Here is a 13,347-nt window from a genome sequence, read left to right as displayed (position 1 = left end):
GGTCAAGCTTTTTTTTGTAACAGCCCGGACAGGTCTGAACCCTTACCTTTTATCCTTTGTTTTCTGTTTTTCACGATACATATTCCGGTCTGCTTCCTTATACAGGGCATCCACATCTCTTTTTTCGGTTCCGATCAGGGCAAAGCCGCAGGACAGCCGGATGGGTATTTCATGATAGTCGTTGTAGGCCGATACCATTTCCTCCAGAAGCCCCCTGTATTCCTTTTCCTGCAGTTTTTTATCCTTCAGGATTACCGTAAATTCATCCCCGCCGATACGAAAACATTCTCCCCTGCCGGCAAATGCTTTCTTTATGCTGTCTCCGGCTCCTATAATCATTTCATCCCCCATGCTGTGTCCATAGGTATCATTTACCCGCTTCAGCCCATCCAAATCAATCATGGCCATTCCCGCCAATTCAGACTCTTCCTCTCCGGCTCTCAGGATTTCCAGGGCTTTTTCGAAAGCCGCCCTGTTATTGCACCCCGTCATGATATCCACATAGGCCAGGGATCTGTATACCTTGAGCTTTGCCCGTTCCTCTCCTGAAAGGATGAGCTTTCTGAAGGATATGACTATCAGAATCAATGCGTACGCCAGCAGCCCAAGCCGCATAATTACGCTGTAATCCTTCCTGTTACTATAAAAATCAGCTAAGGATAAAAATGCCGTTGCCATAAAAATAAAAAGGGCAATAAGGATTTCCCTCGCATAAAACGACCGGTTTCTCCGACACTCCTTACCCAGACAGTAAATAGTGAAGATAATGGATGCAGCTATCAGAATATGAGTGATCGGAAGCATTTTATAGAATTCCACTCCCGCAGCCATATATAAAAATACCTGGATAAAAAAATTAAAGCTGAACAAAAGCTTTAAGACAGACAATCCCCTGTATTTCTTTTCACAAATACTCTCCACAAAGAAAAACATGGGGATAGGAAAGACCATAAAGCATAAAAAAGAGACGATAAAAACAACCTCGGAGCTGCCTGTCAGCAGCTGCATGACCGGTGAATCCGAAAGCACCCACAGCGAGGACAGCAGTACAAACATTCCGGCGGAAAGAAACATGGAGTATTCTGTATATCCGCTCCTGATCCGCAGAACAAGTCCGCCGGCCAGCAATCCCATTGAAAATACCACCATAAGCACGCCGAAAAGGATAATTCCCCAGCTCTCCCTGAAAAATTCCATCAGGACCGCACCCTGGCTTCCCAGCCTTATTTCGGAGAGCATTATTTTTTTACCCACGGTGCTTTCGATTTGTATTGCAGCCGTTTCCGTACCGTCCTGGATTCCCAACGGAACAAAGCACTGGATCGATGGAAGAAGACTGCCCCGCAGCGGACTGCTGCCGCCATATTGATAGACGCATTTCTCCCCAACCCGGACCGTCACCTTCTGCTGCCTGTTCCTGAAACTAAGAACCACCGGCTCCTCCCCGGAGTCTGGCAGTTTATGGTAAAATATCATCTCATCCGCTTCCGCAGTAAAAGGCAATTCCTCTACGTATTTTACCTGCCCGTTTTCCTCATAATACCACCCCCGGCTGAAATCCTCCGTATTTCCGAAATCAACTGCAGTATTCTCCAATCCGGATTGATTTCCCACGACAAAAAAGACGGCCGCGGCAACCACAACCATCAATCCAATCAAAATATTTATCCGCTTACGTACCCGCTTTCCCAACTGTTCCTGCATCCGAACCCTTATCCCTTTCCCAAAAGAAAACCCAATTTTCTTTATCGTATTTCATAAGCCCCTCCCTGTCAATGAATACCGGTTGATAGTGCCAATAAAAATTCTGATTGGGCAACACTTATTTAATAGCGTGGATAAAAAACAACGTTGCCACCTCTGGCCTGCGTTACCCTCTCGCCTGCGTACCCTGCCTGTGTGTGCCCCGCTGTCCCTGGTGTCCTTGGCGCCTTCCCTTTACGGCCACAGCACAGCAAGGATTCCTGTAAGGGGCGTTATAAGCACGCCGGTCCTTAGGCTGCGTATTTTGCAGCCTTAGTACCGCTGCGTGATTATCCGAGCGGAAGCGTCCCCTGCAAGGAACCTTGCTGTGCTGTGGCCGTAAAGAGAAGGCGCCAAGGACACCAGGGACAGCGGGGCACACACAGGCAGGGTACACAGGCGAGAGGGTACCGCAGGCCAGAGGCGGCAACGATGTTTTTTATCTCCCCCCACTATGTAGCTCTTGCGTTCCCCACTTCACTATGCTAAAATAAAGTTCCAGAGGGTTTCCTATGAATAAATTACTTATGGAACAGTTTGAGGACTGTCCTGTAATCGCTGCTGTAAAAGATGAAGAGGGGCTTAAGGCCTGTATTGATTCCGAAATAGGAATCGTATTTGTCCTCTTCGGAGACATCTGCAGCATTTCAGGAATTGTGAAGAGGCTGAAGGATGCGGGGAAAACGGTAATCGTACACCTGGATTTGATATCCGGGCTGTCCGGAAAGGAAATCGCCGTTACCTTTATCCGCAATACCACGGATGCCGACGGTATTATATCCACAAAACCGGCTCTCATCCGACAGGCTAAGGAATGTAATCTCTTTACCGTGATGCGTTTTTTTGCCATTGATTCCATGGCCTTCGATAATATCCGCAGGCAGTCGGAATCCGTACATCCGGATATCATAGAAGTTCTGCCGGGGCTTATGCCCAAGGTGATACGGCGTATCTGCACGGAAAGCAGAATCCCGGTCATTGCCGGCGGGCTGATAACGGATCGGGAAGATATCATGGCAGCCCTGAATGCAGGCGCCATATCCATTTCAACAACAAACCGGCAGGTCTGGTTTATGTGACCGCTTACGGTTTCCTTATATAACCGAATATTGTATTTGCAGGAGAAAAAGAGACAGCAAAAAGGACGTACCGGCAGGTATGTGTTTTTTGGCTGTCTTTTTCTTATAATATATGATTTTGTTACCTGGCTTACGCCGCCTGTGCGGCAGAATGGAGGAAAATATGCTGGATGTAATTGTAATCGGCGCGGGTGTTACAGGCTGTGCCACGGCAAGGGAGCTGTCCCGGTATGATTTGAAGGCGGCGGTTCTGGAAAGGGAGGAGGATGTGTGCTGCGGAACCTCCAAGGCAAACAGCGCCATTATCCATGCCGGTTATGACGCCGAACCGGGGACTTTAAAGGCCCGCATGAATGTGCAGGGCAACCGGATGATGGATGCGCTTTCCAAAGAGCTGGACTTTCCGTTTAAAAGAAATGGTTCCCTTGTCCTGTGCTTCGATGAGGATAATCTTCCCGGTCTGGAGGAGCTGCGGGAAAGGGCCGAAGCAAACGGAGTCCCTGATGTACGCATCGTTGCCGGAGATGAAATAAAGGCTCTGGAGCCCAATCTGTCACCTGATGTAAAGGCCGTGCTCTATGCTCCCACAGGCGGTATCGTCTGTCCTTTTAAAATGACGATTGCCCTGGCGGAAAATTCTTATGTGAACGGCGTGGATTTCCATTTCAACACAGAGGTTACCGACATTACCAGGACGGCTGAGGGTTATCTGGTCCATACCGCAAAGGGTGACTTTGCCGCCCGCTGCGTTGTCAATGCGGCAGGCGTATACGCGGATCAGTTCAACAATATGGTCAGCGCCCATAAGCTGCATATCACTCCCCGTAAAGGCGAATATATCCTGATGGATAAAAAGGCTGGGGATTTCGTGACCCATACCATCTTCCAGCAGCCCACACGGCTGGGCAAAGGTATACTGGTCACTCCTACCGTACACGGAAATCTCCTGGCTGGCCCCACTGCGGAAGACATCACCGATAAGGAAGAGGTGTGCACAACCGGGGAAGGTCTTGCCCAGGTTGTGGATAAAGCCCGGCTGAGCGCGGAAAAAATCCCTCTCAATATGGCAATCACTTCTTTTGCAGGCCTTCGCGCCTGTGAGGAAAAGGGGGATTTTGTCCTGGGCGAAGCGGAGGATGCGGAGGACTTTTATAACGCGGCAGGCATCGATTCTCCCGGACTTTCCAGCGCTCCGGCCATCGGGCTTTTCCTGGCGGAGCAGATCGCAGGGAAGCTGAATGCCGTTAAGAAAACCGGATTTATTTCCGAACGGAAGGATATCCCCTGTGTCGCGGAAAGCACACCGGAAGAAATCGCCGCTCTCATCGCCTCCGATCCGGCTTACGGCAATGTGATCTGCCGCTGTGAAATGGTTACGGAGGGCGAGATAGTAAATGCTGTCCGCAGGCCTTTGGGGGCGAAATCCCTGGATGGCGTAAAGCGCCGCACCCGCGCAGGAATGGGACGCTGCCAGTCCGGCTTTTGTTCTCCCAGGGTGATGGAAATCCTGTCCAGAGAGCTGCAGGTATCTCCCATGAAACTGACTAAGGCGGGAGGGGAGTCTTATCTTCTCACCGGCACCACCAAGGAATTTATATAAAGCATGGAATATGCGGAAAGGTTTACTATGGCTGATTATGATTTGATTATTATCGGGGGAGGGCCGGCGGGCCTGGCTGCCGCAGTCTCCGCCCGTAAAAACGGCATTGATAAAATCCTGGTTCTGGAACGGGATAACGAGCTGGGCGGCATTCTGAACCAGTGTATCCACAACGGCTTCGGCCTCCATACCTTTCAGGAGGAGCTGACGGGGCCGGAATATGCAGCCCGTTTTATTACTCAGGTTAAGGAATTGGGAATTCCCTGCAAGCTGCACACCATGGTTCTGGATATCTCTCCTGCTTCCGATGACGCTTCGGAAAAAACAGTGACGGCGATGAACCGGAAGGACGGCCTGATGACGCTTACTGCCAAAGCCGTCATCCTCGCCATGGGCTGCCGGGAAAGGCCGAGAGGGGCGCTGAATATCCCTGGCTACCGTCCTGCGGGCATTTATTCCGCCGGAACGGCCCAGCGCCTTGTCAATATGGACGGATTTATGCCGGGAAAGGAAATCGTCATCCTGGGTTCCGGTGACATCGGCCTTATCATGGCCCGGCGTATGACCCTGGAAGGGGCGAAGGTCAAGGTGGTTGCGGAGCTGATGCCCTATTCCGGCGGCCTGCAGAGAAATATTGTGCAGTGTCTGGATGATTTCGGCATTCCCCTGAAGCTCAGTACTACTGTGGTGGATATCCACGGAAAGGAAAGAGTAGAGGGCGTGACCCTGGCTAAGGTTGATGAAAAACGGAAACCCATTCCGGGTACAGAGGAATATATCCCCTGTGACACGCTTCTGCTTTCCGTGGGACTGATCCCGGAAAACGAACTGTCCGGAAAGCTGGGAGTAGATATGTGCCCCGTCACCTCCGGCCCCGACGTGAATGAAAGTCTGGAAACCAGTATACCCGGCGTTTTTGCCTGCGGAAACGTGCTTCATGTCCATGATCTGGTGGACTATGTTTCCCAGGAGGCGGAAAAAGCCGGCAAATATGCGGCGCTGTATATCAAAGGAGAGATCCGCAATCCCTCCGGAGAGGAAACAGTACGGCTGCTTGCCAAAAACGGCGTGCGCTATACGGTTCCCCAGAACCTGCATCCTTCCCAGATGGAAGACACGCTCACCGTGCGGTTCCGTGTAGGCGATATTTATAAGAACTGTTATATCGGCATATATCTGGATGACCGGCAGATAGCCCGCATCCGGAAAAACAAGCTGGCGCCCGGAGAAATGGAACAGGTCATTCTCAAAAAGAAGGATGTTCTGTCCCAGATGGGACATTCCCAACCGGGGCTTAAAACCATTACGATCCAGGTAGAAAGAGGTGAAGCAAATGGAACAGCGTGAACTCATCTGTATTAACTGCCCTTTAGGCTGTGCCCTTACCGTCACGTTGGAAGACAAGGATGTGGTTAAGGTTACCGGCAATACCTGTCCCCGGGGAGAGGCCTACGCCAGAAAGGAATGCACCAATCCCACCCGTATCGTAACCTCCACTGTCAGGGTAAAAGGCGGCCATCTGCCTGTTGTTTCCGTAAAAACATCCTCCGACATCCCCAAGGGCAAAATAGGGGAATGCGTGAAGGCTCTCAGGGATATCTGCGTGGAAGCGCCTGTACATATCGGCGATATCATTTTGGAAAATGCCGCGGATACGGGCGTAAATATCATTGCCACCAAGGATGTGCTCTGATATAGTAGGTTTACGGTAACTGTAAACTTTAATAGAGGAAAGGATTTGTGATGATAACCGATTTGAATGGCCGCAATGCCGAAATACTGAAAAAGAAAAAGCTGTGGCTGCTGGACATGGACGGCACCATTTATAATGAAAATGAAATCTTTGAAGGAACCCTGGATTTTCTTCAGCAAATCCGTGATAACGGGGGAAGGTATATTTTCATTACCAATAATTCCTCCAAATCCGTAACGGATTATGTGCAGAAGGTAACGGGCATGGGCATTCAGGCGGGTTTCGAAGATTTCTACACCTCCAGCCAGGCTACCGCCATGTATATCAGGGAAAATTATCCCGGCCAGACGGTATATTGCATGGGAACCCGGTCTTTGGTAACGGAGCTTCGGGAAAGCGGGCTTTCTGTGGTTACAGAGCCGGATGAGAGCGCTTCTGTCGTACTCATCGGTTTTGATACGGAAAACACCTCGGAAAAGATCCGTAACACCTGTATTATGCTGGGACGGGATGTGGTTTATCTTGCCACCAACCCGGATCTGGTCTGTCCGGTAAGCTTCGGCTTTATCCCTGACTGCGGATCCATGAGCATCATGCTGAAAAATGCAACCGGCAAAGAGCCCTTCTTTATCGGAAAGCCGCAGCCTATTATGGTGGACTGTGTGCTGAAAAATACAGGCTGTTCAGCCGGGGAAGCCGTCATTGTGGGAGATCGGCTGTATACTGACATCGCTACCGGCAAAAATGCGGGCGTGGATGCCATCTGTGTGCTTTCCGGCGAAGCTACTTTGAAAGATATCGAAGACGGAGACATCAAACCGGATTTCCTGTTCCGGGATGTAAAGGAAATCTGGCAGAAGCTTCGGTAAGCTTCGGGGTTTCCGATGTGTCGGTTTCCGCACAAAAAAAGTGCAGACCGCATGGATTGCTATCTTATCCACAGCGGTTCTGCACTTTTTCATGTTTATCCACAATTTCAGGAAAATCTTTTTTTGATTTCCTCATATTTCTCAGCCGTAATCAGCGCGTCCCTGTCCAAATCCTTAAAGGCCACTATATAGGTCCAGCGCCCGTAGGGTTCTATCTTTTTGATTTTGGACAGGTTGATAATATAGGATTTATGGCTTCTTAAGAACAGCTCCGGATCCAGCTTCGCCTCGATATCCCCAAGTCCCGCCGAGGTGGTAAAGGAATCCTGTCTGGTGTAAATGACGGTGCTGTTGTTTTCCCGCTGTACCAGGACGATATCCTGGATATCCACAAAGCTCATGCTTTCCCTGCCTTTTACAAGAAGGCGGTCCAGTCCTTTTTCATAGCGCACGATTTTATCCGGGTGCTCCTGCGGCTCCTGCTCCTTCAGGGAAAGGATACGGGCGAGAGTACGATCCACTCTTTCGATATCAAAAGGCTTTACCAGATAGTCGAAGGCATAAACCTCAAAGGCTTCCGGCATATACTCCGCATGGGCGGTGGCAAAGACAATTTTGGTCTTTGGCTCCATGTCCGCAATGATTTTGGCGCAGTCAATGCCGCTGGCCCCATTGATTTCAATATCAAGGAAGACCACCTCCGGCTTCAGCCTGGCGAAAAGACTCACCGCATCCGCCAGGTTATCGCATTCCCCGGCCACTTCAAAGCCATCGTTGCGCTCTATGATTTTTCTCAGAAGCTTCCTTATTCCGCTTTCATCCTCTACTACGATTACCCTGATTGCCATATGCTTTCCTTTTTCTTTTTCTGCAGACCGGTTCGCCGATAATTTCACTTAATACTACCGCTTTCCTGAGAACCGTCCGTCGCTGCGACACAGCCTCCGGACGAGGAATTCTATCCCGGCTCTCCCCTTTTGTTCCTGCCGCTGTTCCCGGCAATGTCCCGGGTGCCTGCTGTTCCTGCCATGTCTTCTGTACGGCAGGGTCCGCGGCATCTTCCTCCGGGGAGAAAATCTCCGAATCCTCTTCCTCCGGGAGTGATACCCCCGGGGGAAAATAAGGATTCCATGCAAACCTGCTGCCTGCCGATTTATTGGACATGAGCACGCAGGACAGCCTTCCAAGCTCTTCCTGCAAACTTCTCTTTTTCATTGCCTAATCATTCCTTCCGTCGCCGGTCAAATCCGAATCAACGATTCCTGTTCCGGAAATAGACGAACGCATATCGGTATCCGCTTTCAGATTCTGAAGCTCATAATAATCCATCACGCCCATTTTTCCTTCACGCAGGGCATAGGCAAGGGCTTTGGGAACTTCCGCCTCCGCTTCCACCACGTACGCACGCATTTCCTGTTCCTTTGCAACAGCCATGGCGCGTCTTTCCTCCGCCTTGGCCTGGGCAATATTTTTATCCGCTTCCGCCTGCAGGGACTGGAGATGGGCGCCGATGTTGCGGCCCACGTCAATATCTGCGATATCAATGGAAAGGATTTCAAAAGCCGTACCGGAATCCAGGCCTTTGCTTAACACACGTTTTGAAATGTCATCCGGGTTTTCCAGCACTTCTTTATGGGATTTGGCAGAACCCACGGTGGTTACGATACCTTCACCGATTCTTGCCAGGATAGTGGCTTCTCCGGCGCCGCCCACCAGGCGTTCCAGATCGGCTCTCACGGTAACTCTGGCCTTAACCAGAAGCTCGATACCATCCTTTGCCACCGCCGATACATTGGTGGTTTCGATTACCTTGGGATTTACGCTCATCTTAACTGCTTCCAGTACGTCACGGCCCGCCAGGTCGATGGCTGCCGCTTTTTCAAAAGGAAGCTCGATTCCCGCTCGTTCCGATGCTATCAGGGCATTGACCACATTATCCACATTTCCGCCTGCCAGATAGTGTGCTTCCAGCTGGTTTACTCCCAGATCCAGCCCTGCCTTCCTCGCTTTGATAAGAGGGATGACGATACGGGAAGGAACCACGCGGCGCAGCTTCATTCCTATCAGGTTGAAAATGCTGATTTTAACATTTGCGGCCAGGGAGGATATCCACAGACCTATAGGTACAAAAATAAAAAACAGGACAATAAGCAGTCCGATGATACCGATAATGCTGATTACTATTATATTACTCATTACAAAGCCCCCTTTACTATTGTTCCTTTACAATTAATTTGGAACCGTTTACCTTTATGATTTCCAGGTTCGTTCCTTTTGATATATATTTTCCTTCCGAAATCACATCAAAATTAACACCCTCAAAATTTCCTACTCCCGTGGGTCTTAAATCAGTCTCCGCAATACCCTTTTTTCCCAGAAGATAATCCAGATCCGTGGAGCTGATATAGCCCTCATCCTTCTTCTGCTCTTCCTCCAGAATAATCGGTGAGTGAATCTTGCCTTTGGACAGCAGCCACACAATGACCGCCATCATAATTCCCAGAAGCGCCAGCACAATAACGGTAATGAACGCTCCTTCCGCCACGGAATCCGCAGTCAGGAAAACTCCTGCAATAAGACAGGCGATTCCGCTGATCCCCGGCGCTCCGAACCCGGGAATTACCATTTCTATGGCAATCAAAATGAAGCCTGCAATGAAAAGGATAATTCCCAATATCATCAATGTATCCATTCCTTTATTCCTCCTTTCCGGCACCGGATTTACATCTGCTGTAAAAGAATATCCCGTACCGCCCTTTCTATGTCTGATTATAGCCGTTTCCTCATTTCAGGAAAGTGGTATTCTGCAACTTATACAAAACGGGGGCTGTAATGTCAGTATCCAGTTTTCAAATGCATGCACAGATACTGCCCCTGTCACATGAAAAACAGGGTGCAGATAAAAAAAGTATTTACCTGGGCAGGCGGATCGCAAAGCAGGTCTCCTTTTCATCGGAGGAAAGGCTGATTTCTCCTTTGGCTTCCTTAACGATCTGGGAAACAATGGCAAGTCCGGTACCGTGGCCTTCTTCTTTTTTGGTGGAAAAACCCTGCTTAAAAATGAGAGCCTGATGCTCTTCGGGAATGGCGGGGCCGTTGTTGCGGACGGCAAAGGTATAGAATCTGCTGTCCTGGCGGATTTCTACCGCCAGCTTTTTTTCTCCCTCTTTTTCTTCCAGGGCTGTAATCCCGTTATCGATGAGATTGGCGAGAAGCTTGCACAGCTCCCACGGCTCCAGCGGAATCTCCTTCAAAGGCGTTCCCACCTCCACAATCATATCGACTCCCTTTTTCTCCGCAGATTCCATTTTGGCCTGAAGCAGGGCGTTTACCGCGGGCTGGGAGGTTTTCATGGCTCTCGTCACCCTGGTGATATCCTTGAATACCGGCTCCATATATTCCCTGGCATCCTCATATTCCCCCAGCTCCAGCAATCCGTAGATCACCTGCAGGTGGTTCATATAATCATGTCTCTGGGCGCGCAGCTTCAGATTCAGGTTTTCCAGGTTCTTCATACTCTCCCGATAGCTGTCATTCTGGTACCTGCTGGCCATATATAATCCCATAATGGTGAGAAGGCTGCTTAACAGCATGATACCTATCGTAAGATAAATAGCGGGATTCACCCTGCCCAGCACCTGGGAGCCTATGACCAGCCAGAGAAGAAAGGCCGCCACAAACTGAAGTCCGTTGATTATGAGGAGTGCCTTAACTGTTTTTTTAATATTCATGTCCTATTCCCTCATTGGATTCTTGCCAGATATTCTTTCGACAGAATTTTCTTTATATTTATACAAAACAGTATTCCCGCTGTTGCCGCAGAAATAATATCGGATATGGGTTCCGCATAATAAATCCCCATCACTCCAAAGAACCGGGGAAGCACAAGCGCCAGGGGCACCAGGAGGATCACCTTTCGGAACATGGCGATAAACAGGGATATTTTGGCCTGTCCCAGAGCGAGGAAGGTGGGCTGGATCCCGTTTTGCAGGCCGAAAAACAGCATTCCGAAAAGAAATACCGGCATGACCTTCGATACCAGGCCGATCAATTCCCTGTCGTTCGTAAACAGGGCGGCATAGGCTCCGGGAAATATCATGGCGGTCAGGTTGGCGGTAAAGGAAATGGCAAAGCTGATTCCTATCATGCTCCGATATAGTTTTTTAACCCGATCAAAATTGCCTGCGCCGTAATTATAGCTGATGATCGGCTGCACTCCCTGGGTAAATCCGGAGAGCGGAGCGGAAAAGAGCTGAAGCACACTCTGCATGATTGTCAGGGAACCTACGTACAAATCTCCTCCGTATATCTGCAGTCCCCGGTTGAGCACAATACTGATCAGGCTTTCCGTGGACCGCATGATAAAGGGGGAAATACCCAGGGAACAAATCTGCCACATAATGCGGAAGGAGGGACGCACATGGCACAGAGACAGGCGGAGGGAGGATTTAGGGCTCATAAGGAATTTCACGTTCCAGGCCGCGCTTACCGCCTGGGAAAGCACGGTGGCTATGGCCGCGCCCTTCACTCCCCAGCCAAATACAAAAATAAACAGAGGATCCAGGGCTATATTTACCACCGCTCCTATCACGATGGATATCATGGCGATCCGGGAGCGGCCCTGGGAAATAATAAAGGGATTCAGCCCGAGGGCCAGCTCCACAAACAGGGTTCCCAACAGATATATGTACATGTAATCCATGGCATAGCCGATGGTGGCATCCGATGCGCCGAACATATAAAGGAACGGCCGGAGAAAACCATAGAAAACAGCCATGAGAAGCACGGTGAAAATAACAAGCAGACAGGTTCCGCTGCCGAGTATTTTTTCCGCGTGCTTCCTGTCCCCTTTTCCCAGCCAGATCGCCGCAAGCGGCGCTCCGCCCATTCCTACGAAGGCTGAAAACGCGGAAATCAGGGTAATGATGGGAAAAGTGATGCCGACGCCGGTAAGCGCCGCCGCACCCACACCGGGGATATGTCCGATATAAATGCGGTCCACAATATTATAAAGTATATTAATTATCTGTGCGATAATGGACGGAACCGCCATACTCACCATCAGCTTCGGTATGCTCTCCGTACCCATCTTCTGTTCGCCTTTTTGATTCATTGGTATCCATCCTCCGGCTTTTTTGAGAACATGCTCCGGGCTGACGAAACATATTCCTCTTTTGTTTTCCAGTATATCATGCTTTTTATTAAAATAAAATGAGGGAAGGACTGGCCTTACCTACGTAAAAGTGGTAATCTTGTATCAGACATAACAGACATCATGCGTAAAGGAGATTCACTGATGAAGGATTATACAGAGTATATTGTGGAGCAGACACAGAAACTGCTTTCCATTGACAGCCCTACAGGCTATACCAAAAATGTGGCGGCTTATTTGATGAAGGTCTATACCGAACTGGGGTATGAACCTATGCTTACCACCAAAGGCGGCGTATTTGTCAAAATTGCGGACGGCGTATCGGAAGACGGGGAAATCTGCGATCCCGCTGCCGGACCGATTCTCATTGAGGCCCATGTGGATACACTGGGGGCAATGGTATCGGAAATCACCTCCGCGGGGCACCTGAACCTGACCCCGTTAGGGGGCATGAACCCTAATAATGCGGAAGCAGAAAACTGCCGCATCGTTACGAGAAGCGGAAACGTATATACAGGTACCTTCCAGCTTCGCAATGCTTCCATCCATGTAAACGGGGAATATAACAATACCAAGAGAGCTTACTCGGAAATGGAAGTCCTCCTGGATGAAGTGGTACGCACCAAAGAGGACGTGCTTGCCCTCGGTATTCTTCCCGGCGATATCGTCTGCTTTGAACCCCGCACAGTGGTGACTCCTTCCGGATTTATCAAGAGCCGTTTTCTGGATGACAAGCTGAGTACGGGAGTTCTGCTGGGCTATGCCAAATATGTAAAGGATGAAAATATCACTCCTGCCCGCAGGATTTACCATCATATTACCGTGTTCGAAGAAGTGGGGCACGGCGGCTGCGCTTCCATTCCGCAGGATGTAATGGAGGTTCTTTCCGTGGATATGGGCTGCGTGGGAGAAGGACTGGGCTGTGATGAATATCAGGTTTCCATCTGTGCCAAAGACAGCAGAGGGCCTTATCATTATGATGTGGTAAGCGCGCTCATTGAAGCGGCGAAAAAGGCCGGCGCGGACTTTGCGGTGGATGTATATCCTTTTTACGGTTCCGATGCGGACGCGGCTCTCACCGCCGGTTATGATGTACGCCACGGGCTGATCGGCCCCGGTGTATATGCCTCCCACGGTTATGAGCGGAGCCATAAGAAGGGCGTAGAGAATACTTTCAGGCTGCTGAAGGCTTACCTTGGCTGAAGCCCATA

13 protein-coding genes are annotated in these 13,347 nt (G+C 50.0%); 6 read left to right on the top strand and 7 right to left on the bottom strand.

Annotated elements, in window-relative coordinates:
• Positions 1 to 42: 42 nt before the first annotated feature.
• Positions 43 to 1,704: a diguanylate cyclase gene (locus BLA28_RS08145; RefSeq protein ID WP_069159188.1), complete on the bottom strand. Its 1,662-nt coding sequence runs from the start codon at positions 1,702 to 1,704 to the stop codon at positions 43 to 45.
• Between the two features lie 551 nt (positions 1,705 to 2,255).
• Between BLA28_RS08145 and BLA28_RS08140 the strand changes: the two genes are divergently transcribed.
• From BLA28_RS08140 to BLA28_RS08120, 5 genes are all read left to right on the top strand, one after another.
• Positions 2,256 to 2,822 (top strand): glycerol-3-phosphate responsive antiterminator, encoded by a 567-nt coding sequence (locus BLA28_RS08140; RefSeq protein ID WP_009256281.1) that lies wholly within the window; start codon positions 2,256 to 2,258, stop codon positions 2,820 to 2,822.
• Positions 2,823 to 2,985: 163 nt separating this feature from the next.
• On the top strand, positions 2,986 to 4,422 hold the full coding sequence (locus BLA28_RS08135) for an NAD(P)/FAD-dependent oxidoreductase (protein WP_071699003.1): 1,437 nt from the start codon (positions 2,986 to 2,988) through the stop codon (positions 4,420 to 4,422).
• A gap of 27 nt (positions 4,423 to 4,449) precedes the next feature.
• The gene (locus BLA28_RS08130) at positions 4,450 to 5,769 is read left to right on the top strand and encodes an NAD(P)/FAD-dependent oxidoreductase (protein ID WP_069159189.1); all 1,320 of its coding nucleotides are present in this window, start codon (positions 4,450 to 4,452) and stop codon (positions 5,767 to 5,769) included.
• Positions 5,756 to 6,115, top strand: a complete 360-nt coding sequence (locus BLA28_RS08125; RefSeq protein WP_044963252.1) for a DUF1667 domain-containing protein — start codon at positions 5,756 to 5,758, stop codon at positions 6,113 to 6,115. The genes BLA28_RS08130 and BLA28_RS08125 overlap by 14 nt, the downstream gene beginning before the upstream one ends.
• Before the next feature lie 50 nt (positions 6,116 to 6,165).
• Positions 6,166 to 6,984: an HAD-IIA family hydrolase gene (locus BLA28_RS08120; RefSeq protein WP_171905575.1), complete on the top strand. Its 819-nt coding sequence runs from the start codon at positions 6,166 to 6,168 to the stop codon at positions 6,982 to 6,984.
• A 107-nt stretch (positions 6,985 to 7,091) separates the two neighbouring features.
• Here the strand turns inward: BLA28_RS08120 and BLA28_RS08115 are convergent, their stop codons facing one another.
• The 6 genes from BLA28_RS08115 to BLA28_RS08090 all read right to left on the bottom strand — a co-directional run bounded on the left by BLA28_RS08115 (position 7,092) and on the right by BLA28_RS08090 (position 12,097).
• Complete coding sequence (locus BLA28_RS08115; RefSeq protein ID WP_009256286.1) at positions 7,092 to 7,832, bottom strand: LytR/AlgR family response regulator transcription factor; 741 nt, start codon at positions 7,830 to 7,832, stop codon at positions 7,092 to 7,094.
• Complete coding sequence (locus tag BLA28_RS08110) at positions 7,801 to 8,199, bottom strand: hypothetical protein (protein WP_069159190.1); 399 nt, start codon at positions 8,197 to 8,199, stop codon at positions 7,801 to 7,803. The genes BLA28_RS08115 and BLA28_RS08110 overlap by 32 nt, the downstream gene beginning before the upstream one ends.
• Before the next feature lie 3 nt (positions 8,200 to 8,202).
• Complete coding sequence (gene floA, locus BLA28_RS08105; protein WP_009256288.1) at positions 8,203 to 9,180, bottom strand: flotillin-like protein FloA; 978 nt, start codon at positions 9,178 to 9,180, stop codon at positions 8,203 to 8,205.
• 16 nt (positions 9,181 to 9,196) lie between these two features.
• The gene (locus BLA28_RS08100; protein WP_009256289.1) at positions 9,197 to 9,676 is read right to left on the bottom strand and encodes an NfeD family protein; all 480 of its coding nucleotides are present in this window, start codon (positions 9,674 to 9,676) and stop codon (positions 9,197 to 9,199) included.
• A 220-nt stretch (positions 9,677 to 9,896) separates the two neighbouring features.
• Positions 9,897 to 10,715, bottom strand: a complete 819-nt coding sequence (locus BLA28_RS08095; protein ID WP_069151370.1) for a sensor histidine kinase — start codon at positions 10,713 to 10,715, stop codon at positions 9,897 to 9,899.
• A gap of 11 nt (positions 10,716 to 10,726) precedes the next feature.
• Positions 10,727 to 12,097 carry an MATE family efflux transporter gene (locus BLA28_RS08090; protein WP_044963239.1) on the bottom strand — a complete coding sequence of 457 codons (1,371 nt, stop codon included), beginning with the start codon at positions 12,095 to 12,097 and terminating at the stop codon, positions 10,727 to 10,729.
• 183 nt (positions 12,098 to 12,280) lie between these two features.
• Between BLA28_RS08090 and BLA28_RS08085 the strand changes: the two genes are divergently transcribed.
• Positions 12,281 to 13,339 carry a M42 family metallopeptidase gene (locus BLA28_RS08085; RefSeq protein WP_069159191.1) on the top strand — a complete coding sequence of 353 codons (1,059 nt, stop codon included), beginning with the start codon at positions 12,281 to 12,283 and terminating at the stop codon, positions 13,337 to 13,339.
• The last annotated feature ends 8 nt before the right edge of the window (positions 13,340 to 13,347 follow it).

The sequence above is a fragment of the Eisenbergiella tayi genome (assembly GCF_001881565.1).
In the GTDB taxonomy this organism is placed as follows: Bacteria; Bacillota; Clostridia; order Lachnospirales; family Lachnospiraceae; genus Eisenbergiella; species Eisenbergiella tayi.
The sequence above is the reverse complement of the archived record's forward strand: the minus strand, read 5'-3'. Positions and strand labels throughout refer to the sequence as shown.